This window comes from Delftia sp. HK171 (genome assembly GCF_001886655.1).
GTDB classification, from domain to species: domain Bacteria; phylum Pseudomonadota; class Gammaproteobacteria; order Burkholderiales; family Burkholderiaceae_C; genus Comamonas; species Comamonas acidovorans.
Genome location: NZ_CP018101.1, coordinates 4,912,035 through 4,934,551 on the forward strand (window position 1 = coordinate 4,912,035; position 22,517 = coordinate 4,934,551).

Below are 22,517 nucleotides of genomic sequence, written 5' to 3' on the forward strand. Positions count from 1 at the left end.
GGCGATCTTCACGAATAAATCGGCGATGCGGTGGTCGGGGCGGGCTCGGCTTCGGCGTCCAGCGCCTGGATTTCCTCGATCAACCGGGTTTCAACGAGTTCGGCCAGGCGCCGCACCGTGGGCGTGCGCAGCAAGGCCGCAGGATGGATTTCGACGCCATAGGCCTGGCGCACGCGCGCCAGCAGCTGTATGGCCATGAGCGAGTCGCCGCCGAGTTCGAAAAGGTTGTCCTCGGCGCCCACGGGAGCCACGCCCAGGAAGCCGCTCCAGAGCGCGGCCAGACCGGTCTCCAGGTCGCCCTCGGGCGCCACGAAGCCGGCCATACCACCGGGCCGCACCTGGGTGGGCGCAGGCCCGGCCGTCGCTGCCGTTGTCGCTGCTGCAGGCAGGGCCTGGTCCAGCAACTCGGCGAGGTCCGCATGGCGACGCGTTTCCAGATCGGTGGTGGACACGCAGACAAGGGGCTGCAAAGGGCCGGCCAGAATGCGCTCGAACAGATGCACGCCCTGCTCCGGTGCGATGCCCACACCTTCGGGCATGGACGTGCCTGCCGCCATGCCCACGCCGCGCCACCCGTCCCAGCCCACGGAAATCAGCGGCCAGCCGGCCGTGCGGCCATGGGCCACGGCCAGCGCATCCAGGCAGGCATTGGCGGCCGCATAGTCGATGCGGCCCAGGCCGCCCGCCACGGCGGCCAGGGAAGAGCACAGCAGCATGAAGTCCAGCGGCTGCCCGGCCAGTGCGGCCAGCAAGGCCCGCGTGCCCTGGAGCTTGGGCGCGAGCACCTGCATCACCTCGTGTGCCCGCTTGTCCGCGAGCATGCCGTCGCCGGCCAGGCCGGCGGCGTGGATGACGCCGTGGATGCCGCCATGCATTCCGCCGAACGCGCGCTGCGCCTGTTCCAACGCGGTGCGCAGTTGGGCTTCGCTGCCCACATCGGCCTGCACCAGGCACAGCTGGGCGCCCAGCCGTTCCAGCTCCAGCAACTGCTGCAGCCGGGCACGCAGCGCAGGTTCCGTCTGCGCATCCTGCGCCAGTGCCTGCCACTGACCCCGTTCAGGCAGCGCCGAGCGGCCCAGCAGCACCAGCCGGGCCTGCCAGTGCTCGGCCAGGTGCCGGGCCAGCGCCAGCCCCATGCCGCCCAGGCCGCCCGTGATCAGATAGCAGCCGCCACGGCGCAGGCGCGGCGCGGTGGCTGGCGCAGCTGGCGTGACGGCGGGTGCCGTCTGCCCCGCAATGCGCTCGTAACGCCGGGTCCAGCGGTGCGGGCCGCGCAAGGCCACGCAGGCCGGTGCGGGCTCGCTGAACTCGGCCAGGATGCGCTGCGCCAGCGCTGCCATCCCTTGGGCATGCCCGCTCTGCACAGGCAGCACATCGACGATGCGGCAGGCCATGCCCGGCAGCTCCTGGGGAATCACGAGGCAGGGGCCATGGAGCATGGCCTTGGCGGGCTGCAGGGATTCGGTCCCTGTCACGTCCTCCAGCCCATCCGTGACCAGCAGCATCTGCTGCCGGCCAGCAGCGCCCACAGCGGATGCGGCAGGCACGGCCTCCAGCGCCTGGGCCAGGGCCAGCGGGCCGAGCAGGCAGCGCTCAGCCGCCTGTGCGTCATCCAGCGTGCCCAGGCTCCACAGATCGCAGATGCAGGCCACCGGGCCGATCTCGGCCGCTATCTGCCCCAGGGCCCGCGTCCAGTCGCTGCGCTCGGTCATGCGCAGCGCATGGCGGGCAGGCCCCAAGCGTTCATGGAGCGGACCGGGTTCGATGCGGACCACGGGCGCGGGCTGGGTATCGGACCAGGCCTGCGCCAGGGATTCGGCCAGTGTCGATCCGGCCTCGGCCAGCAGCAGCATGCAGCCGCCGGCGGGTACCGCGGCGGCCCGTACAACGGGCGCTGAGCGTTGCCAGACAGGGGCATACAGCCAACCCCGGGGATCGGTGCCGTGCAGACCACCGGGAGCAGCAGGAGCGGCCTCAGAGGCCGGCACCGTGGCGGCAACCCAGTGCGATTCGCGCTCGAACGGATAGCCGGGCAAGGGCACGCGGCGCGCGCCCTGTGCGCTGTTCAGCAGCGGTGCCTTGGCCGCGCCAACGCCCGCCGCCCAAAGCTGGGCCAGGCAGCGCGCGGGCTGGTCGGCCTGAAGTTCTTCGCGGTTGGCGGCTGCCTGCGATGCCAGCACGGTGCGTGCGCCAGCCTTGGGATGGCGCCGGGCCAAGCCGCTGAGGCCTTGGCCCGGGCCCACTTCCAGCAGGATGCGGTCGCTTTGGTCCAGCAGCGTGTCCAGGCCCTGCGCAAAGCGCACCGTGCCGCGCAGATGCTGCAGCCAGTAGCGGGGGTCCTGGGCCTCTTCGTCGCGGATCCAGCGGCCGCTGAGGTTGGAGATGAAGGCCATGGCAGGTCGGTTGAACCGCACGCTGGCCAGCTGGTGCGCAAAGGCGTCGAGCACGGGATCGAGCAGCGAGGAATGAAAGGCGTGCGACACCTGCAATCTGCGCAGCAGCACGCCCGTGCCGGCCAGGGCCTGCTCGGCGGCCGCAATGGCGTCGGGCCGGCCCGAGAGCACGCACAGATCGGCCGCATTGACGGCGGCCAGATCGCAGCCCCGGCACAGCCAGTCCTGCAGCGCGGCCTCAGGCAGGCCCACGGCCAGCATGGCGCCGGGCTCGGTGGCCTGCATGATGCGGCCGCGCGCGACCACCAGGTCCAGCGCATCGTCGAGCGAGAAGACCCCGGCGATGCAGGCCGCCACATACTCGCCGATGCTGTGGCCCAGCATGGCCTCGGGCTGCAGGCCCCAGGACATCCACAGCCGCGCCATGGCGTACTCGACGATGAACAGCGCAGGCTGCGTGGCCTCGGTGCGCGCCAGCGCCTGCGCGGCCTGGGCATCGTCGGCCTGCGCCAGCAGCCAGGGCCGCAGGTCCATGCCGGTCTGCGTCCTCACCCTCTCGCAGCAGCGGTCCACGATGTCGCGGAACACCGGCTCCTGCGCATGCAGGCTGCGTGCCATGCCCGCGTGCTGGGCGCCCTGCCCCGGGAACAGAAAGGCCAGGCCGGGCTGGGGCGTGAGCACGCTGCCGGTGAAATGCACCAGGGGCGCCGGATGGTCCAGCGCCTCGATGGCCTGGGTCACTCCATGGGCCAGCACGGCCAGCCGGTGCGCATGGCGCTTGCGGCCCACACGCAGGGTGTGGGCCACATCGGCCAGGGCCAGGTCCGGGTGCTGCTCCAGATGTCTGGCCAGCTGGCTGGCCGAGGCCTGCAGCGCCTGCGGCGTGCGCGCCGACAGCAGCAGCAATTGGGGGGCCTGCACTGACTTTTCCGATGCATCGGCCGGCAACGAGGCCGGAGCCTCCTCCAGCACCATGTGCGCATTGGTGCCGCCCATGCCGAAGGAGCTCACGCCGGCACGCCGGGGCAGCGGGCCGGCAGGCCAGTCCTGCGCCGCGGTCTGGACGCGGAAGGGGCCGGCAGCGAAGTCCACGCGCGGGTTGGGCGTGGAGAAGTTCAGGCTGGGCGGCAGGGTGCGGTGGCGCAGCGCCATCACGGCCTTGATCAGGCCGGTCACTCCGGCAGCGGCGTCCAGGTGGCCCACATTGGTCTTGACCGATCCCAGGGCGCAGTGACCGGGCGCACGCCCAGTCAGTCCCCCAGCCCCGCCAAAGGCCTGGGTCAGCGCCGCGATCTCGATGGGATCGCCCAGCGTGGTGCCCGTGCCATGGGCCTCGACATATCCCACTGAGGCGGGATCGACGCCAGCCATGGCCTGGGCGGCACGTATGGCCTCGGCCTGGCCGTCCACGCTGGGCGCGTTGTAGCCGATCTTGCGCGCGCCATCGTTGTTCACGGCGCTGCCCCGGATCACGGCATGGACGGTGTCGCCATCGCGCAGCGCCTCGTCCAGGCGCTTGAGCACGACCACGCCTGCGCCGCTGCCCAGCATGGTGCCGTCGGCGCGCGCATCGAAGGCGCGGCAATGGCCGTCCGAGGACAGGATGGCGCCCGGCTGGTGCAGGTAGCCCGCGCCTTGCAGCAGGTTGAGCCACACCCCGCCGGCCAGGGCCATGTCGCACTCCATGCCCAGCAAGGACTGGCAGGCCATGTGCACGGCCACCAGCGAGGTGGAGCAGGCCGTCTGCACGGTCACGGCCGGGCCACGCAGGTTGAGCTTGTAGGCCACGCGCGTGCACAGGGCATCGGCCGCGTTGCCGTTGAGCAGGGCAATCAGCTCGGCGATGCCGCCGCTCCACCGGGCCCGTCCCAGCAGATGGCGCATGAGGTAGAGATTGGCTCCCGCACCCGCGAACACGCCGGCCGCCACATCCAGCCGCTCGGCGTCATAGCCCGCATGCTCCAGCGCCTGCCAGGCGCATTCGAGGAAGACGCGCTGCTGGGGATCGATCTGGCCGGCCTCGCGCGGCGTGTAGCCGAAAAAGCCGGCATCGAACCAGTCCAGGCCTTCCAGCACCACGCCGGACTTCACGCAGGCGGCATCGTCCAGCAGGGCCTGTTCCGTGCCCTGGCGGCGCAGGGCCTCGTCGCTGAAGGCGGTCACGGATTCGCGGCCTTCGCGGATGTTGCGCCACAGCGCGTCCACGCTGTCCGCGCCCGGGAAGCGCCCTCCCATGCCGATGATGGCGATCTCCACGCCGCTGTAGCCCGCATCCTGAGCACGCATCAGTTCACCTCCTCGGTCAGACCACGGCGGCCCAGCAGCGCGGCGCGGCGGCGCTGGGCGCGTTCGTCGGCCTGCTGGTTCTGCAGCCCTTCCTGCGCCGCCCCGGCGCCGCGCTGCGCCTCGATGCGGCGGGCCAGCGTGGCCACGGTCGGGTGCTGGAACATGTCGATCACAGAAAGCCCGCTGCCCAGCGCATCCTCGATCCGCCGGTGCGCGCGTATCAGCAGCAGCGAATGCCCGCCCAGGTCGAAGAAGCTTTCGTTGGCGCCTATGCGTTCGAGCTGCAGCAGCTCGCGCCAGATGGTGGCAATGGTCTCGGCCACACCGCCTTCGGGCGCCTCGAACGGCTGCGCACCATCGCCCGATGCAGGCAGGGGCGCGGGCGCCGGCAGCGCCTTGCGGTCCACCTTGCCGTTGCTGTTGAGCGGCAGCGTGTCCAGGCGCACAAAGAGGGAGGGCACCATGTAGTCGGGCAGGCTGCGGCCCAGCTGCGCCTTGAGTGCAGCCAGGTCCTGCAGCGCGGCACCTTCACCGGCCAGGTAGGCCACCAGCCGGCTGCCGCCTTCGGCAGAGTCTGCGACCACCACCGCCTCGCGCAGGCCTGGCACGGCCAGCAGGGCGGCTTCGATCTCGCCCAGTTCCACGCGGAAGCCACGGATCTTGACCTGGTGGTCCAGCCGGCCCAGGTACTCGATCTCGCCGTGCTCGTTCCAGCGCACCAGGTCGCCCGTGCGGTAGGCACGCTCGCCGGCCAGCGCCGAAGGGCTGGCCACAAAGCGCTCGGCCGTGAGCGCGGGCCGGCCCCAGTAGCCGCGCGCCAGCGCCAGGCCGCCCAGCAGCAGCTCGCCGGCCACGCCGCGCGGCACGGGCTGCAGGCCAGCGTCGACGATATGCACCTGCACGTTGCCCAGCGGCCGCCCGATGGGCACGGCCTGCGGTCCGGGCTCGCGGCAGTCGTGGTAGGTGACCTCGATGGCGGCTTCGGTCGGTCCGTAGAGGTTGAGCAGGCGCGCGCCCGGCAACAGGGCCAGTGCGCGGTCGCGCAGCTCGGCCGGCAGGGCCTCGCCGCTGCAGACGATGTGCTTCAGCCCGGTGCAGGACGGGGCATGGCCGCTGGACAGAAAGGCCTGCAGCATGGACGGAACGAAGTGGATGCAGGTGACGGCATGGCGCTCGACCAGGGCCGCGATACGCGCAGGATCGCGATGCTCCCCGGGCCCAGCCAGCGCCAGCCGGGCGCCTGTGGACAGCGGCCAGAAGAACTCCCAGAACGAGATGTCGAAGCTGAACGGCGTCTTCTGCAGCACGGTGTCCTGCGCGGCCAGCGGCTGGTGCTGCTGGCCCCAGGCCAGGCGGTTGCACAGCGCGCGGTGGCGGTTGCCCGCGCCCTTGGGCCGGCCGGTGGAGCCCGAGGTGTAGATGACGTAGACCAGGTTCTCGCCGTGCAGCGCGACGCCCGGGTCATGGGCCGGACGGGAGGACAGATCGATGGCGTCCACCGCCAGGCACAGCGGCTGCAGCGCGGGCGGCAGCCGTGCGACCAGGCCCGACTGGGTCAGCAGCAGGCCGATACCGCTGTCGTCGGCCATATAGCGCAGGCGTTCGGCCGGGTGCTCGGGGTCCATGGGCACATAGGCGCCGCCGGCCTTCAGGATGGCCAGCAGGCCGACCACCATGTCCAGCGAACGCTCCATGGCAATGCCGACCTGGACCTCGGGCCGCACACCGTGCGCGATCAGATGGTGGGCCAGGCGGTTGGCACGCGCATTGAGTTCCCCATAGCTCCAGGCGCCTTCCCCGAAGACCAGGGCCGTGGCCTGCGGGTTGCGACGCGCCTGCTGCTCGAATGCGGCATGGACCAGCTCGGGCACGGCATAGCCGCCCTGCCCGCCCTGGCCGGTCTGCCAGGACGCCAGCTGTGCGCGCTCTTCATCGGACAGCAGATCCACCTCGCCCACGGTGGCCTCGGGGTGATGGGCCAGGGCCTCGAGCATGCGCAGATAGTGCTGGCCCAGGCGCTCCATGGTGGCGGGCAGGAAAAGCTCGGCCGCATAGTCCATGCCCACGCGCACGGCGCCGCCTGCGCGTTCACGCACTTCCAGCGACAGCTCGAACTGCGCCGTGCCTCCGGGCACGGAAGCCGCTTCGGCCATGCAGCCCGTCATGCGCTCGAAGCCGCGCAAGTCCTCATGCACATGGTTGAACATCAGCTGGAACAGCGGTGGATGCGCCAGGCTGCGCTGGGGCTGCAGGTCTTCCACCAGTTGCTCGAAAGGCAGGTCCTGGTGCTCCTGGGCCTGCAGCGTGGCGCGCCTGGCCGCATTGAGCACCTGGGCCAGCGGGGTGCGGCCATCGACCTCGGCCTGCAGCACCAGGGTGTTGACGAAGAACCCGATCAGGCCCTGCGTGCCCGCATGCTGGCGGCCCGCCACGGGCACGCCCAGGCGCAGCACCTGCTGGCCCGTATGGCGGTGCAGCGCGGCCTGCCAGCCTGCCAGCAGCACCATGAACAGGCTGGCGCCGGCTTCGGCGGCACGCGCGCGCAACGCGTCCACCAGCGGCGCAGGCAGCGCGAAGCCATGCCGGGCAGCCGAGTAGCGGGCCACGGCTGCGCGCGGCCGGTCGCTGGGCAAGGCCAGCACGGGATGCTCGCTGCCCAGTTGCCCGCGCCAGTAGGCCAGTTGCCGCTCGCGCACGCCGCCATCCAGCCAGGCCGCATGCCAGGCTGCGTAGTCGGCGTATTGCAATGCGGGGGCAGCGGGCTCGGCGGCCGCCGCCGCATCACCCAGATGGAGGTATTGCTGCGCAAGCTCGTCCAGCAGGTTCTGCAGGGATACGCCGTCGCACACGATGTGGTGCATGACCAGCACCAGACGGTGGTCATCCGGCCCAAGCCGCATCAGCAGCGCACGCAGCAGCGGGCCCTTGCCCAGGTCGAAGGGCCTGGCGTGCAGGCGGCGTGCCTCTTCAGGGGCACGCTGCGGCTCGTGGTCCAGGTCCAGCCATTGGAACTCCAGGCCGCCGCTATCCAGCACATGCTGCCGGGCCGACCCGTCGGCGGCAGGCAGGAACACGGTGCGCAGCGCATCGTGGCGTGCCACCAGGCGCTCCAGGGCCGTGTGCAGCCGTTGCGCATCCAGCGTGCCGCCCAGCTGCAGCTCCACCGCCACGTGGTAGGCCGTGCCCGCAGGATCCAGGTGCCAGAGAAACCACTGCCGCTGCTGGGCGTGGGACAGGGGCTGGCTTGCACCGGGGCCGCGCGCCACAGGGCCAGGACGAGGGATGCCAGTTCCGGGTCCTGCCGTCTGCAGTTCGCGCAATGCAGCCGCGCACGCCGAAAGCCGGGGCCGGTCAAAGAGCAGGCCTGGCGCAAAGTCCACGCCCCACTGCTGCGACACGCGTGCAGCCAGTTGCACGGCCGAGAGGGAGTTGCCGCCCAGCAGGAAGAACTGCGGATCGCCCGCAGGCAGCTCGGCACGGCGCAGCACTTCGCACCAGAGCATGGCCAGCGCAGTCTCGGTCGCATCGCGCAGTGGGACGGCTGGGTCTGCACCGTCATTTGCCACAGAGTCCGCCGTTGCGTCCACAAAGGCGCCGTTCTCCCAGACCGCATAGGCCTCCAGGCTGCGCTGCGCCCAGCCCTTCTTGCAGGCCTGGCGCTGGAGCTTGCCGCTCGATGTGCGCGGCAGCGCGCCGGGCTCCAGCAGGACCACGACGGCAGGCGCCTCGCCAAAGACCGTGGCCACGGCGGCAGCCAGTGCGTCGACCAGCGTATCCCTCGGCACCAGCTTTTGCAAACCGCGCGAAATCTCGGCGGCCACGCCTATGCCCTCGCCCGACGGCCCTTCCACCGCAAACGCGGCCACGCGCCCCTTGCGCACGGCTTCGACCTCGGCCTCGACCACGCGCTCGATGTCCTGCGGGTAGAGGTTGTGCCCGCGCACGATGATCAGGTCCTTGATGCGGCCCGCCACATGGACCTGCCCGCCGTGCACGAAGCCCAGGTCGCCCGTGCGCAGCCAGCGCCGGCCTACATGCTCGACAAAGGCCTGCTGCGTTTGCTGCGGCTTGCCCCAGTAGCCCTGGCTGATGCTGGGGCCGTGCGCCCAGATCTCGCCCACGCGCCCGGGCTCCAGCACCTGCAGGCCGTGCGGATCGACGATGGCCACGGCATGGCCGGGAACGGCGGGGCCGCAGCCCACGAGCGGGGTGGTCTGCGAGGCGCCGGAGCTTTCCTCGGCCCGGCCCTGCGCCAGGGCCTCGGTATCGAAGGACGTGATCGTGGCGCCCGCGCCGCAACTGCCGCCGGTGATGAACAGGGTGGCCTCGGCCAGGCCGTAGCAGGCATAGGCCGCGTCGGGCCGCAGGCCGCAGGCGGCAAAGCGCTGCGCGAAGGCCGTGACGGTGTCGGCACGCACGGGCTCGGCTCCGGTATAGGCCAGCCGCCAGCTCGACAGGTCCAGCTGCGCCAGTTGCGACGGCTTGATGCGCTCCAGGCACATGCGGTAGGCGAAGTCGGGGCCGCCGCTGATGGTGGCGCGGTGGCGCGAGATCAGCTCCAGCCAGCGCACGGGGCTTTCCAGGAAGAGGCGCGGCGAGGTCAGCACCAGCGGCAGGCCGCTGTACAGCGGCTGCAGCAGTCCGCCGATCAGGCCCATGTCGTGGTACAGCGGCGCCCAGGACATGAAGCGGTCGCCCGCGCCGATGTCCATGCGCTGCTGGATGGCGGCCTCGTTGGCGATGAGGTTGCCGTGGCTGACCATCACGCCCTTGGGTGCCGAGGTGGAGCCCGAGGTGTATTGCAGGAAGGCGATGTCGTCGGCAGCCGGCGCATGGGGCCGCCAGGCGCCGGCATCGGCCAGGTCCACCTGGTCGGCGGCCACGGCGGCAATGCCGGCAAAGCGCACATCGGCGCCGGGCAGGGCCTGCATCACTGCGGCCGTGCTGATCACGCAGGCCGCATCCGCGTCGCCCACGATGCCCAGCAGCCGCTCCAGGTGCTGCACGCGCAGCGATTCCAGCGGCGGCACCGGCACGGCGATCACGCCCGCGTAGAAGCAGGCCAGCATGCTGGCGGCGTAGTGCTCGTCGTTGTCCATCATCACCAGGGCGCGCGCGCCCACGGGGCACAGCTGCTGCAGCCGGGCGGCCAGCGCGCGCACGCGGCAGTCGAACTCGCCATAGCTGTGGCTGCGCTCGACCACGCGGCCGTCCTGCACGGCGGCCACGGTGAGCCAGATGTCGTCAGGCCGCTGCTGCGCCAGGCCCCTCAGATGCTCGACCAGGCTGGCCGGCGCCTGGCCTGCTGCCGCGATTGCACTTTGTCCACTCAGCATGTCAGCTGCCTCCCGGGTTCTCAGAAACGGTCCAGATTGCTGCGCGGCTCGGCCATGGCGACGATGACCTTGCGCGGCCCCTTGAAGGGCGAGCGCGCATGGGCCACGAGCATGTTGTCCAGCATCAGCACGTCGCCCTGCTCCCAGGGGAAGCTGACGGTCTCGGCGTCCAGCGCGGCGCGCACCTCGGCGAAGATGTCGTCGCCGATGGTGGAGCCGTCGGCGAAGAAGGTGTTGCGCGGCAGGTTCTCGATGCCGTAGACCTCCTCCAGCACCTCGCGCTCCTCGGGCTCGCGCGCCGAGATGTGGAACAGGTGGGCCTGGTTGAACCAGACCATTTCGCCCGTGACGGGGTGGCTTTCCATGGCCTGGCAGAGCTGGCGTGTGCGCAGGCCGTCGTCCTCCTTCCACTCCCAGTCCATGCGCGCATGGCGGCAGAAGGCCTCGACCTCGGCGCGGCTTTCGGTGTTGAAGACCTTCTGCCAGGGCACGTCCATCTCGCCGAAGTTGCGCACGTACAGGATTCCGGGCTCGAACAGCTCGCGGATGCGCGCCGGAATGCGGCGGTAGACCGCACGGCTGTCGGCAATCGGCGTCTCGCCGCCCTCGGGCGATGCGGTGACGCAGTGGAACCAGATCTTCATGGGCCACTCGCGCGTGTAGGCCTGCTCGTTGTGCAGCGGAATGCTCTGGTGGGCCGGGTATTCGGTGGAGGTGTAGACGCCCGCGCCGCTGGAGGCCTCGACCGCGCTGCGCGGCGTGGAGGCGAATTCGTACTTGAGCAGCGGATGGCCGAAGGCCGAGGCGAAGCGCTGGAAGGTCTCCACATCGGGCACGCCAAAGCCGCGCAGCAGCACGCCGCCCGTGGTCAGCAGGGCCTCGTCGATGTCGCGGCGCAGCGGCGGCAGCGCGGCCAGCAGGTCCTGGCCCGGCTGGGCGGGCGTGATGAGCTGGGGAAGCAGCGAGCCCGCGGGGGCCTTGCGCTCGAAGCGCTGGAGGGTTTCGTTCATGTCGATTCCTTGGTGCGCCACGCAAGAGCTGCCGCGTAGCCCGGCGGCGCTGGCAGCGCCATCGCTTGAAAACCATTCCAGTCGGGGACCGCGCAGGCGATGGCCAGCCGTCCGCCCCCTCCCGGGCTGATGCCTATGGAGCGCAGGTGGTCGGCCACGCCGATGCCGATGGCCTTGAGCACGGCTTCCTTGCCCACCCAGCGCTGGTAGAAGGCCGCCAGCCGATCAGGCGCACGGCGCACGCTGGCGCGCTCCTGGTCGGTGCAGACGGCGTCGAGCATGACCTCGGCATCGAGGTCGGGCTTGTGCTGCTCGATGTCCACGCCCAGGTGCAGCACGCCACCGGGGTCGGCCAGCGCGATCAGCGCATGGCCGCCCGAATGCGAGACATTGAAGAGCGGTGCCCGCAGCGGGTCCTCGTCGACAAAGGGCTTGCCGTGGACGCCGACCGCCAGCGGCACATCGGCCGGGCAGCAGCCCAGCCTGCGCCCCAGCAGCCGCCGCGTGGCAGCGCGCGTCTGCGCGAAGCGCAGCCGGTCGGCGGCCCGCACGAAGCGCGCGGCGCGACCGCGCTCCTCAGGGGTCAGGTGCGGCAGGCTGTCGCTCAGTTCGGCCCTCAGGTCCAGGTCCAGCCTGAAGACCTCGATGCCCTGGCTCATGGCCTCACGCACGGACACGAGCTGCATGCATGCCTCCCTGGAGTGACTGGGACTCGGCCAGGCGCTGCGCCAGCACGGCCAGCACATCGCCTTCGCGCTGCTTGATGAAGAAATGCCCGCCCTCGAACCAGTCCAGCGTGAAGGCCTCGGCGGCCTCCTGCGACCAGGCCTGGACGCGGGGCGCCTCGATGTCGTCCTGCCGCCCCGCAAAGACGTGCACCGGCAGCGGCAGGCCCGCAGCGGGCACATGGCCGAAGCTCTCGCAGACGCGGTAGTCGGAGCCCAGCACATCCAGCGTGATGCGCATGAGCTCGGGGCTGGCAAACACCTCTTCGGGCGTGCCGCCCTGCCTGCGCAGATCGGCAATCAGCGCCGCATCGTCGCCCTTGCCCGCAAAGCGCTCGGGATCGCGGCAGGCCGGTGCCGGGCTGCCCGAGGCAATCAGGGCCAGCGGCAGCTCCCTGCCCTCCTCGCGCAATTGCCGCGCCATGCCGAAGGCCAGCAGCGCGCCCATGCTGTGGCCCAGCAGCGCAAAGCGGCCGCGCATGGCCTGGCGCTGCTCGGCGCACAGCAGCGATACCAGCTGCCCGAAGTCCTCGACCGCAGGCTCGCCCAGCCGGCTGCCCCGCCCCGGCAGCTCCACCGGCGCAATGCGGATCCAGTGGGGCAGCAGCCTGCGCCAGCGCAGGTACATGGTGGCGCTGGCGCCCGCGCACGGCAGGCACAGCAGGGTCAGCGGCGCGTGCATGCGCGTCAGCCCGCTGCGGTTTCGATCACGGTATCGGTATCGCTTTGCAGCGCGGCGCCGGCACCCGCCTGCTCCTGCTGCTGCATCCACACGCGCAGCGACTTGGGCCGCATGTCGGTCCAGGTGGCGTCCACGTAGTCGAGCACGGTTTTCTTGTCGCCCTTCACGCCCTCCACGGCGGTCCAGCCGCCGGGCACGGCCTTCCAGTGCGGCCAGATGGAATACTGTTCCTCGTGGTTGACCAGAACGATGAAGGTTTCGTCTTCGCGGTCGAAGCAGCTTGTAGACATGCAGGCGTCCTTTATGCGGTTGAACATCGGTGAGGCCAGTACCGGATCGCGGCGACCCGGTACTGCGCCTCTGTTGAACATGACGTTCCGAACCCGAAACTGTTCACGCCGCGTGCGCGCCGGTTCCGGGTCATGCGCGGGGCTGCACCGTTCAATGGTGGTCCAGCAGCGAGCGGTGGACATGGATGGCCTTGCAGGCGTCGGCAATCCTGGCGTTCACCAGGCCCAGCGCGCACTCCATGTGCTCGGCGATCTGGCGCTGGGTGAGGCCCTTGATGCGGTACAGCTCGAATGTCTCGCGGGTCTTGGGCGGCACCTCGTCCAGGGCCTGGTCGATCAGGCGTATGGCCTGGGACTCGAACAAAAGGCGCTCGGGCGAGCGGCTGTCCGGTATCTCCAGCGTCTCCACATCCACGCCGTGGATGCGGTAGCTGTTCTCGCGCTCCTGGCGGCGCAGGTAGTCCAGCGCCATGTTGCAGACGGCGCGCGTCCAGTAGGCGGCAGGCTTGGCGATCTCGGCATCGCTGCGCATCTCCGCAACGCGCAGATAGGTGTCCTGCACGGCGTCGTCGGCCAGTTCGGGATTCCTGAGAATTCTTCGCGCGACCCTCACCAACTGTCCACGCGAAGCAATGAAAACCTCTTCCAGCGAAGAATGTGTGTGATTCAAGGACACGATGCAGTTCCTCTCGCAAGCTAGGCAAGAACGTCAAGGGGAAATGTCGACCGCAGGTCGATGGACTGCCGGCGCGCCGCCCGTGCAAAAAGACGGGAACGGGACTCGGCACAGGCGGAAAGCGGCGGCACAACCGCTGACCGCAGGGCATCAGTGCACGCCGATGCGCATCGGCGTGACTTGGGGAGACGGGCCTTAGATCGGCCTCATACCGGCTTCATGGCGGCGGCCGACCTCGCCGGGCCCATGCGTCCTGGAACAGGATCGGCAAGGGCTGTGCGGCCTTGCAGACGTGCTGAAACTTGAACCGGGACCAAGGCATGCAGTGGTGCTCCTTTAACGTTTTCCAGAACATGAAATGAGAAGCATTAACAGCTCCGGCGACAAAACCGGGTCTGGATCGGCATCTCGTACCTGTCTGGAAGACGTCCCGCCAAGGCAAACGAAGACACGGCTATCGGCACTGGAAAATCGGCAGCCGATGCCTATGGATTCCCGTCCCCATGGCTTTCCCTCGCCATGGATGATGGGCCTGGTTCATGACGGACTGGTGATGCCCCAAGCGCAGCGCGGGGGCACCGAAGGGCTGGGTGCGCAGGCAGGAAAAGCGAAAGGAGCGCAGCCTGCTGCTGCAACCTGCAGACGAAAAAAAGCCACCTTGCGGTGGCTTCTTGTCTGTGCAGACGCTTGGTTTGCACAAGGAATCTGGCGGAGTGGACGGGACTCGAACCCGCGACCCCCGGCGTGACAGGCCGGTATTCTAACCAACTGAACTACCACTCCTGGCAGACAGCTTTTGCGCTCTTTCGAGCCAAGTGCTGCAAACTTGGCGACCCTACGGGGATTCGAACCCCGGTACTCACCGTGAAAGGGTGATGTCCTAGGCCTCTAGACGATAGGGTCAATCCTAGAACTTGCGTAAATACTCAAGTCTCAATTTTTGGTGGAGGTAAACGGGATCGAACCGATGACCTCTTGCATGCCATGCAAGCGCTCTCCCAGCTGAGCTATACCCCCTTGCTGCAACGTTGCACTGCTTCGTTGCTGCGATTCAAAAATTGTAGCACAGCGTTTTTGGGGCAATTCCGGAATGCATGACTTTTTTATGTCGCCCTGCATTCCGGCGCCCTGCTCAAGCCCGGGTCAGGCCAGGCTTTGCCCATCGCGTATGCGGTGGATCTCGGCGATGTCCACCACCCAGACCAGGCCGTCGCCGACCTGGCCCGAATGGCAGGCCGTGGTGATGGCCGCACGGATGGGCTCGACCATGGAGGCCTCGGCCAGCACGCAGACCATGATCTTGTCGGAGAAGTCGGTCAACTCCTCCTTCACGCTGCGCTTGTCGATGGCGGCCGGGGCCGTGAAGCCCTCGGCACGGAACAGCGTCACGCCGGGGAAGTTGGGAATGGCACGCAGCGCGTCGCGCAGGCGCTCCAGGCGGCTGGGGCGCACGATGGCCCGGATTTCCTTCATGGTCATTGCAGTGTCTCCTTCATCAGGCTTCCAGCGGTTTTTCGTCAAACCAGCGGTACAGGGTCGGCAACACCACCAGCGTGAGCAGGGTGGACGAGATCAGGCCACCGATCACGACGATGGCCAGCGGGCGTTGCACCTCCGAGCCGGGGCCGGTGGCGAACAGGAAGGGCACCAGGCCCAGCAGCGCGACGGTGGCCGTCATCATCACGGGGCGGAAGCGCTGCACGCAGCCTTCGCGCACGGCCTCGGCCACGTCCATTCCATCCTCGCGCAGCTTGCGGATGCAGCTGACCAGCACCACGCCGTTGAGCACCGCAATGCCCCACAGCGCAATGAAGCCCACCGATGCCGGCACGCTCACATATTCGCCCGTGACGAACAGGCCTATCAGTCCCCCGATGGAGGCGAAGGGCAGCACCAGGATGATCAGCCCGGCCAGCTTGACCGAATTGAACAGAACGAACAGCAGGAAGAAGATGGCCACGATGGTCAGCGGCACGATCACCTGCAGCGTGCCCATGGCGCGCTCCATGTTCTCGAACTGGCCGCCGTACTTGAAGTAGTAGCCGTCGGGCAGTTGCACTTCCTTGTCGATGCGCTGCTGCACTTCGGTCACGAAGCCGCCCAGGTCGCGCCCTTCCACGTTGGCGCCCACGACCACGCGACGCTTGCCGCCTTCGCGGCTGATCTGCGCGGGTCCGTCCACCAGTTCGATGCGGGCCACGCTGTTGAGCGGAACCTGCGCGCCGGTGCTGGTGGTCAGCAAGGTGGCGCCGACAGCCTGGGGCGAGCCACGGAAGGGCTCGGGGAAGCGCACGACCACGTTGTAGCGGCGCTCGCCCTCGTAGACCGTGGTCACGTCCTTGCCGCCGATGGCCGACTCGATCACGCCCTGCACGTCGGTGACGTTCAGGCCGTGGCGGGCAATGGCCTTGCGGTCGATATCCACCGTGAGCGCCTGCTGGCCCGACAGCCGCTCGACACGGATGTCGGTGCTGCCCGGCACGCTCTTGAGGATGCGGGCCACCTGTTCGGAGACATCGCGCAGATCGTCCAGCTCGTCGCCGAAGACCTTGATGGCCAGTTGCGAGCGCACGCCCGTGACCATTTCATCCACGCGCTCGGAGATCGGCTGGGACAGCACGATCTGCACGCCCGGGATCGAGGACAGGCGCTGGCGGATGTCTTCGTCGATCTCGTCCTGGGTGCGGTCGGACTCGGGGTCCAGCAGCACGATGGGGTCGGACTCGTTGGGGCCTGCGGGATCGGCCGGCGATTCACCGCGTCCGAGCTTGGAGACCACGCTGAGCACGCCGGGCACCTCGGCCACGGCCTTCATCGCCGCCATTTCCATGCGGATGGACTCGTCCAGCGAGATGCTGGGCACGCGGTTGATCTGCGGCGTCAGCGCGCCCTCCTTCATGGTGGGCATGAAGGACTTGCCCAGCAGCGGGAACAGTCCCAGCGAGCCCAGCAGCAGCGCCACGGCCACGGCCAGCGTGGCGCGGTTGCGCGCGGTGGCCAGGTCCAGCAGGCGCAGGTAGTGACGCTTGAGGAAGGCGATCAGGCGCGTGTCATGGTCCGCGCCGCCCTTGAGGAAGTACGAGCACAGCACGGGCGACAGGAACAGCGACACGGCCAGCGAGACCGCCAGCGAGACCGCGATGGTCAGTGCCAGCGGGCCGAACATCTTGCCTTCGATGCCCTGCAGCGTCATCAGCGGCAGGAACACCAGGATGATGATGGCGATGCCGAAGATGGTGGGCGTGGCCACCTCGGTGGTGGCCGAGAGCACGGTGCGCACGCGTGCGCCCATGCTGTCGCCGGCCTGGCCGAGCTTGTGGAACACGTTCTCCACCACCACCACGGTGGCATCGACCATGAGGCCGATGGCGATCGCCAGCCCTCCCAGCGACATGAGGTTGGCCGAGATGCCCCAGCGGTTCATCATGATGAAGGTGGTCAGCGGCGTGATGATCAGCGTGGCCACCACGATCAGGCTGGAGCGCACGTCACCCAGGAAGATGAAGAGCACCACGACCACGAGCAGGATGCCCTCGATCAGCACCTTGCCCACGGTCCACAGCGCCGAGTCGACCAGGTCGGTACGGTCGTAGTAGGGAACGATCTGCAGGCCGCCGGGGAGCATGCCCTTGGAGTTGATCTCCTGCACGCGCTCCTTCACGCGGGTGACCACTTCCTTGGCATTGCCGCCGCGCATCATCAGCACGATGCCGGAGACGCCTTCGGTATAGCCGCCCTTGATGATGGCGCCCTGGCGCACTTCCTGGCCCAGTTGGACCTCGGCCACATCGCGCACGAAGACCGGCACGCCGCCATCCTGCTTGAGGACGATGTTGCCGATGTCCTCCAGCGACTGGATCAGGCCCACGGCGCGGATCAGGTACTGCTCGGTCACCTGGGGCAGGATGCCGCCGCTGGCGTTGGCGTTGTTGTCGGCGATGGCCTGGACCACATGGCGCACGGACAGGCCGTAGTGGCGCAGACGGCCGGGGTCGACCTCCACCTGATACTGCTTGACGTAGCCGCCCTGCGAATTGATTTCGGCCACGCCGGGAATGGAGCGCAGCAGCGGGCGCGCCACCCAGTCCTGGATGGTGCGGCGCTCGGTCAGCTCCTCGGGCGTGAGGGCCCGCTTGCCGTCGTCGGGATGGTCCAGCGTGTACTGGTAGACCTCGCCCAGGCCCGTGGACACCGGCCCCAGCACGGGGATGATGCCTTCGGGCATGCGCGGCGTGACCTCCATCAGCCGCTCGGTGACGAGCTGGCGCGCAAAGTACACGTCGGTGGTATCGGTGAAGACCAGGGTGATGATGGACAGGCCGCTCTTGTTGAGCGAGCGCATCTCCACCAGGCCCGGCATGCCGGTCATGGCGATTTCCAGCGGCACGGTCACGAAGCGCTCGATTTCCTCGGGCGAGCGGCCTGGCGCCTCGGTAGCGACCTGGACCTGGACGTTGGTCACGTCAGGAAAGGCATCCACCGACAGATTCATGGCGGCGCGCAGGCCAAAGCCGCACAGCACCAGCGAGAGCACGATCACGATGAGTCGCTGGCTCAGTGCGGCCCGGATCATGGAAGCGATCATGGGCTTACTCCAGCTCTGCGCGCTTGCGCTCGTTGTTCAGGTGGAAGGCGCCCGTGGTGACGATGACCGTGCCATCGGCCACGCCCTTGTTCACGGGGCGCATGCCGCCGCTGGCGGTGCCCAGCTCGACGGGCGTGAGGCGGTAGTGGTTCTCGCCCTTCTTGACGAAGACATGGTCGCGATCGTTCTCGCGCACCACGGCCTCGGCCGGCACGGCCAGCAGCTGGCGCACCTCGCCCTGGATGCGCATGGTGGCCAGCATCTGGGGCTTGAGGTCGCGCTCGGTGTTGTCCACCTGGGTGCGGATGGTGACGGTGCGGGTCTCGGGCGTCACGGTATCGCCCACATGCACGATCTGGCCGGACAGCACGCGCTCGCCCAGGGCGGGCACGGCGATCTCCACGGCCTGGCCGGCACGCACGCCGCTGGCCATCTGCTCGGGAATCGCGCCCACCACCCAGACACTGCTCAGGTCGGCCACGGTGAACAGCGGATCGCCGGGCTGGGTCACCTGGCCGGAGCTGACCTTGCGCTCGATCACCACGCCGGCCCCTGTGGACAGCACGGCCGCATGCGACTGCAGCGTGCCCTTGTCGCGCAGCTGGGCGATGGCGCTGTCGGGAATGCCGATCAGGCGCAACTGGTCGCCGGCAGCGCGCTGCTCAGCGCGGGCAATCGACAGCTCGGACTCGCGGCGCTGCAGCTCGGCCGAGCCGATGACGTCGGCGGCGATCAGCTGGCGCGCGCGCTCCACGCCGCGCTCGGCCAGCGTGGCGGCGGAGTGTGCACGCAGATAGGCCAGCTGGGCGGTGGTCAGCTCGGGGCTGGCCACGCGGGCCAGCACCTGGCCCGCGCGCACGCGGTCGCCCACTTCGACCAGCACCTCGGTCACGCGCCCCGTGGCGGCCGCGCCAATGCGGGTGACCTGGCGCTCATTGGCCTCGATGCGGCCGGATACCTCCTGCAGCAGCGCGATCTGCGCCTGCGCCACGGGCTTGACGGCAAAGTTGGGAGCCATCTCGGCGGTCACACGGACCTCCATCGGGTCCTGCTCCTGGGCAGCGGCCGCCGCGGGCGCCGCCTTGGCCTCGACCTCTTCGTTCTTGCCGCAGGCGCTCAGCGCCAGCGTTGCGGCCAGCAGGCCGGCCAGGGCCAGGGAGTTCACCAAGGTGCTGCTGCCTGCGCGGGCGGCGATGGGTTTCGGATGCATATTCAAGGACATGTTCGTTTCTGATTTCGGGTGTGAGGCAGGGACGGCGCGCTTCACAGCGCGGACGGATCGTCGTAGCGGCCCGCGAGGTATTCGAGCTGTATGCGCGCCGCCTGCAGCTGGTAGCGCGCATCGAGCAGGTCTGCACGGATGGAGCGCAGCACGCGCTGCGCATCGAGCACATCAAGAATGCCGCGCTCGCCGAAGCGGTAGGCGGCCTCGGCCACGCGCAGGGCCGACTCGGCCTCGCGCACCGAACCCTGGCTCAGTGCCTGGGTGCGCAGTCGTGCCATCTCCAGCTCCTTCCAGGCCTGCAGCGTCTGCTGGCGCAGCTCGATCTGCCGGCCTTCCAGCTGCAGACGCGCGCGCTCCAGCTCGGAGGCCGCCTCGTCGATGGGGCCGCGGTGCTGGTCGAGCAAGGGGATCTGGATGCTCACGCCCACCGTGTTCAGGCGCACGTCGGGCTCGCGCGTCTGGCCGTAGCGCAGCTCCACGCCCGGCCAGCGCGAAGCCTTGGCACCGTCGAGCCGCGCCTGGGCACGCTCGACCTCCGCCTTGAGCTGGCGCAGTTCGGGATGCTCCATGGGATCGATCTCGCCCATGTCCTCGATGCGCAACGGATCCTCCAGCGACACATCCAGGCGGAAGCGCACGGGCAGCTGGCCTGCGGCCAGGCGGCCCAGCGACAGCTGCGCCTGCTCGGCACGCAGCCTTGCGGTCTGCTCCTGCTGGCGCGCCTGGATGATTTCGGCATCGGCCTTGATGATTTCGTAGCGGGCCGCCTCGCCGCTGTCCACGCGGACGCGGACGCGCTCATGGGCCTGCTCCAGAAGGCGCACCGCCTCCTTGGCAGCCTCGACCTCCGCCTCGCGCAGCACCATCTCGTAGGCGCGCAGCCGCACCTGGGCCACCAGCGCATTGCGCGTGGTCGCCACGAAGTGCACCGACCCCTGCTCGCCTGCCTTGGCGGCCTCCACGCGTGCACCGCGCACGGCGGGGTTCTCGATGGGCAACGCCACGGCCCAGCCCTGCACCGTGCCGGCCGCCGCGCCGGGCACGCGGGCGCTGTTGCGGCCCTGGTTCCATTCGAGCTTGGGATTGGGCAGCGCCGAGGCGCTGACCACGCCTGCGCGCGCCGTGGTCCGCGACTGCTCGACAGCGCGCAGATCGGGGTTGTGGTCCAGCACGGCGCGAACGACCTCGTTCAGGCTCAGCTGGGGCAGGCGCTGTGCGGCGGCCGAAGCCACAGAAGCCGTTGAAGCTGTCGATGCGGCCTTAGGCGTGACCGGGACGCGGGCCGCTGCGGCCTCGGCGGCGGCAGCCGCGGCGGGTGCCGCCTGGGTCATGGGAGGCTGGGATGCCTGTGCCGAGGCACCGGCACTCCAGCCCACCAGCAGGCTGCAGATCGCGCCTTGCAAGGCCTTGCGCGAAAAGGATGGAAAACGAGCGGGGGCCATTCCCGCCAATACCGTTGGATTCACCATGGCATGCATCTGCCGCGAAACGACAGTCGAGGGGTTGAGTAAGAGATGGGCCCTCCCCTGCGGACAACGCGGGAACGGGCATGGCCGGGCCGTGCGCAGTCAGCGCGCGGACGACGGCATGGCATGCGCGCCAGCAAGGCGCGCACGAGCAGTGATCAGGCAGTGGGATGCGTCAGCCGACAAGGGGCGCAGGGCATGCCTGCGCCGCAATATGCGGTCAGCCGAGCAGGGAAGGTCTTGGAGGGCGCAGCAGTTGGCCCGGAGCGGGCGACAGGTGCGCCTGGGAATAGGTCGAAGGCGGGGCCCACAGCGACACCACCTGCACGGCGATGGGCTCGGGCGGCCAGTACATCTCGGCGGAGCGGTCCTCGCCACAGGCCAGCAGGGCCAGCAGCTGGCGGGTATTGCCGCCGTGTGCCGTCAGCTCGGCAAACTCCGTCTCGTCGTCTTCCTCGACTTCCGCGAGCTCTTCGAGGAATTCCTCATCGATGGTCACGATGGGGTGGTGCGCCAGCAAGCCATCGCTTTCCAGTCCATCGGACGATGCCGACGCCGCCACCTGTCCACAGAAGATGGACAACAGCATCAGCAAGGAAAACAGGAACGATGGCGCAAGGCGCATGGGGCGAGACGAAGGCGGGAGCAGTGAAAGTGAATGTCCCGTGATCGGGACACCATCTATTGTTACGAATGTTGAGGCAAAGTTCCGGGTTTGCCCTTAAAAAATCTGTGGCAAAGCCCGCTTTTCGCACATGCTTGCCTGCCACCAAGCGAGGCAGCCATGCAGGCGAGCTGCGCGCGGCAGAAACAAAAAAGCCACCTTGCGGTGGCTTCTTGTTTGCGCAGGCCAGAGGCTTGCACAAGGAATCTGGCGGAGTGGACGGGACTCGAACCCGCGACCCCCGGCGTGACAGGCCGGTATTCTAACCAACTGAACTACCACTCCTGGCAGACAGCTTTTGCGCTCTTTCGAGCCAAGTGCTGCAAACTTGGCGACCCTACGGGGATTCGAACCCCGGTACTCACCGTGAAAGGGTGATGTCCTAGGCCTCTAGACGATAGGGTCAATCCTAGAACTTGCGTAAATACTCAAGTCTCAATTTTTGGTGGAGGTAAACGGGATCGAACCGATGACCTCTTGCATGCCATGCAAGCGCTCTCCCAGCTGAGCTATACCCCCAAAAATCCGATACTGGCGGAGTGGACGGGACTCGAACCCGCGACCCCCGGCGTGACAGGCCGGTATTCTAACCAACTGAACTACCACTCCTGGCAGGCTGCTTTTGTGCTCTTGCGAGCCAAGTGCTGCAAACTTGGCGACCCTACGGGGATTCGAACCCCGGTACTCACCGTGAAAGGGTGATGTCCTAGGCCTCTAGACGATAGGGTCACAGCCTATGATCCGCCGATAAAAAAGCGCCTTCGTTTTTCAAAGGCGCTTACATACCAAGCGGCAAATTTTGGCGGAGTGGACGGGACTCGAACCCGCGACCCCCGGCGTGACAGGCCGGTATTCTAACCAACTGAACTACCACTCCTGGCAGACAGCTTTTGCGCTCTTTCGAGCCAAGTGCTGCAAACTTGGCGACCCTACGGGGATTCGAACCCCGGTACTCACCGTGAAAGGGTGATGTCCTAGGCCTCTAGACGATAGGGTCAATCCTAGAACTTGCGTAAATACTCAAGTCTCAATTTTGGTGGAGGTAAACGGGATCGAACCGATGACCTCTTGCATGCCATGCAAGCGCTCTCCCAGCTGAGCTATACCCCCTTCATGCTGCAATCGCTGCTTCTTGTTAGTTGCTGCGTTTGCATCAGAGACTCGAATTATAGACAGGTT

12 protein-coding genes and 11 tRNA genes are annotated in these 22,517 nt (G+C 68.5%); all 23 read right to left on the reverse strand.

The window, feature by feature from the left end; translation table 11 throughout:
* Positions 1 to 8 precede the first annotated feature (8 nt).
* Positions 9 to 4,679: a type I polyketide synthase gene (locus BO996_RS21980; RefSeq protein ID WP_071956420.1), complete on the reverse strand. Its 4,671-nt coding sequence runs from the start codon at positions 4,677 to 4,679 to the stop codon at positions 9 to 11.
* Positions 4,679 to 10,015 carry a non-ribosomal peptide synthetase gene (locus BO996_RS21985; protein WP_071956421.1) on the reverse strand — a complete coding sequence of 1,779 codons (5,337 nt, stop codon included), beginning with the start codon at positions 10,013 to 10,015 and terminating at the stop codon, positions 4,679 to 4,681. The genes BO996_RS21980 and BO996_RS21985 overlap by 1 nt, the downstream gene beginning before the upstream one ends.
* Positions 10,016 to 10,035: 20 nt before the next feature.
* Positions 10,036 to 11,025, reverse strand: coding sequence for a TauD/TfdA family dioxygenase (locus BO996_RS21990; protein ID WP_016450666.1), 990 nt, complete (start codon positions 11,023 to 11,025; stop codon positions 10,036 to 10,038).
* Positions 11,022 to 11,711: a 4'-phosphopantetheinyl transferase family protein gene (locus tag BO996_RS21995; protein ID WP_071956422.1), complete on the reverse strand. Its 690-nt coding sequence runs from the start codon at positions 11,709 to 11,711 to the stop codon at positions 11,022 to 11,024. Before BO996_RS21995 ends, BO996_RS21990 begins: the two co-directional genes overlap by 4 nt.
* Complete coding sequence (locus tag BO996_RS22000) at positions 11,689 to 12,432, reverse strand: thioesterase II family protein (protein ID WP_071956423.1); 744 nt, start codon at positions 12,430 to 12,432, stop codon at positions 11,689 to 11,691. Before BO996_RS22000 ends, BO996_RS21995 begins: the two co-directional genes overlap by 23 nt.
* A 5-nt stretch (positions 12,433 to 12,437) precedes the next feature.
* Positions 12,438 to 12,722, reverse strand: a complete 285-nt coding sequence (locus BO996_RS22005) for an MbtH family protein (RefSeq protein WP_034395838.1) — start codon at positions 12,720 to 12,722, stop codon at positions 12,438 to 12,440.
* 151 nt (positions 12,723 to 12,873) lie between these two features.
* A complete protein-coding gene (locus BO996_RS22010) occupies positions 12,874 to 13,398 on the reverse strand; it encodes a sigma-70 family RNA polymerase sigma factor (RefSeq protein ID WP_071956424.1) in 525 nt (174 codons plus the stop codon).
* 706 nt (positions 13,399 to 14,104) lie between these two features.
* A tRNA-Asp gene (locus tag BO996_RS22015) sits at positions 14,105 to 14,181 on the reverse strand.
* 44 nt (positions 14,182 to 14,225) lie between these two features.
* Positions 14,226 to 14,301, reverse strand: a tRNA-Glu gene (locus BO996_RS22020).
* A 38-nt stretch (positions 14,302 to 14,339) separates the two neighbouring features.
* Positions 14,340 to 14,415: transfer RNA gene (locus BO996_RS22025), tRNA-Ala, on the reverse strand.
* A 126-nt stretch (positions 14,416 to 14,541) separates the two neighbouring features.
* On the reverse strand, positions 14,542 to 14,877 hold the full coding sequence (locus tag BO996_RS22030) for a P-II family nitrogen regulator (RefSeq protein ID WP_013801593.1): 336 nt from the start codon (positions 14,875 to 14,877) through the stop codon (positions 14,542 to 14,544).
* A 16-nt stretch (positions 14,878 to 14,893) separates the two neighbouring features.
* A complete protein-coding gene (locus BO996_RS22035) occupies positions 14,894 to 17,983 on the reverse strand; it encodes an efflux RND transporter permease subunit (protein WP_071956425.1) in 3,090 nt (1,029 codons plus the stop codon).
* 4 nt (positions 17,984 to 17,987) lie between these two features.
* Positions 17,988 to 19,205, reverse strand: coding sequence for an efflux RND transporter periplasmic adaptor subunit (locus BO996_RS22040; RefSeq protein ID WP_071956426.1), 1,218 nt, complete (start codon positions 19,203 to 19,205; stop codon positions 17,988 to 17,990).
* 41 nt (positions 19,206 to 19,246) lie between these two features.
* A complete protein-coding gene (locus BO996_RS22045) occupies positions 19,247 to 20,677 on the reverse strand; it encodes a TolC family protein (protein ID WP_071957195.1) in 1,431 nt (476 codons plus the stop codon).
* 217 nt (positions 20,678 to 20,894) lie between these two features.
* Positions 20,895 to 21,263, reverse strand: a complete 369-nt coding sequence (locus BO996_RS22050) for a hypothetical protein (protein ID WP_224986538.1) — start codon at positions 21,261 to 21,263, stop codon at positions 20,895 to 20,897.
* A 283-nt stretch (positions 21,264 to 21,546) separates the two neighbouring features.
* Positions 21,547 to 21,623 (reverse strand) — tRNA-Asp (locus BO996_RS22055).
* 44 nt (positions 21,624 to 21,667) lie between these two features.
* Positions 21,668 to 21,743: transfer RNA gene (locus BO996_RS22060), tRNA-Glu, on the reverse strand.
* Positions 21,744 to 21,781: 38 nt separating this feature from the next.
* Positions 21,782 to 21,857: transfer RNA gene (locus BO996_RS22065), tRNA-Ala, on the reverse strand.
* 13 nt (positions 21,858 to 21,870) lie between these two features.
* Positions 21,871 to 21,947, reverse strand: a tRNA-Asp gene (locus BO996_RS22070).
* A gap of 44 nt (positions 21,948 to 21,991) precedes the next feature.
* Positions 21,992 to 22,067 (reverse strand) — tRNA-Glu (locus tag BO996_RS22075).
* A 71-nt stretch (positions 22,068 to 22,138) separates the two neighbouring features.
* Positions 22,139 to 22,215: transfer RNA gene (locus BO996_RS22080), tRNA-Asp, on the reverse strand.
* Positions 22,216 to 22,259: 44 nt separating this feature from the next.
* A tRNA-Glu gene (locus BO996_RS22085) sits at positions 22,260 to 22,335 on the reverse strand.
* A gap of 37 nt (positions 22,336 to 22,372) precedes the next feature.
* Positions 22,373 to 22,448 (reverse strand) — tRNA-Ala (locus BO996_RS22090).
* Positions 22,449 to 22,517: the final 69 nt, after the last annotated feature.

Bases quoted from the DNA above. Each gene is read 5' to 3' on its own strand.
- BO996_RS22005 (WP_034395838.1), bottom strand. From the start codon at position 12,722: ATGTCTACAAGCTGCTTCGACCGCGAAGACGAAACCTTCATCGTTCTG.
- BO996_RS22040 (WP_071956426.1), bottom strand. From the start codon at position 19,205: ATGTCCTTGAATATGCATCCGAAACCCATCGCCGCCCGCGCAGGCAGC.
- BO996_RS21995 (WP_071956422.1), bottom strand. From the start codon at position 11,711: ATGCAGCTCGTGTCCGTGCGTGAGGCCATGAGCCAGGGCATCGAGGTC.
- BO996_RS21985 (WP_071956421.1), bottom strand. From the start codon at position 10,015: ATGCTGAGTGGACAAAGTGCAATCGCGGCAGCAGGCCAGGCGCCGGCC.
- BO996_RS22035 (WP_071956425.1), bottom strand. From the start codon at position 17,983: ATGATCGCTTCCATGATCCGGGCCGCACTGAGCCAGCGACTCATCGTG.
- BO996_RS21990 (WP_016450666.1), bottom strand. From the start codon at position 11,025: ATGAACGAAACCCTCCAGCGCTTCGAGCGCAAGGCCCCCGCGGGCTCG.
- BO996_RS22050 (WP_224986538.1), bottom strand. From the start codon at position 21,263: ATGCTGTTGTCCATCTTCTGTGGACAGGTGGCGGCGTCGGCATCGTCC.
- BO996_RS21980 (WP_071956420.1), bottom strand. From the start codon at position 4,679: ATGCGTGCTCAGGATGCGGGCTACAGCGGCGTGGAGATCGCCATCATC.
- BO996_RS22000 (WP_071956423.1), bottom strand. From the start codon at position 12,432: ATGCACGCGCCGCTGACCCTGCTGTGCCTGCCGTGCGCGGGCGCCAGC.
- BO996_RS22030 (WP_013801593.1), bottom strand. From the start codon at position 14,877: ATGACCATGAAGGAAATCCGGGCCATCGTGCGCCCCAGCCGCCTGGAG.
- BO996_RS22045 (WP_071957195.1), bottom strand. From the start codon at position 20,677: ATGGTGAATCCAACGGTATTGGCGGGAATGGCCCCCGCTCGTTTTCCA.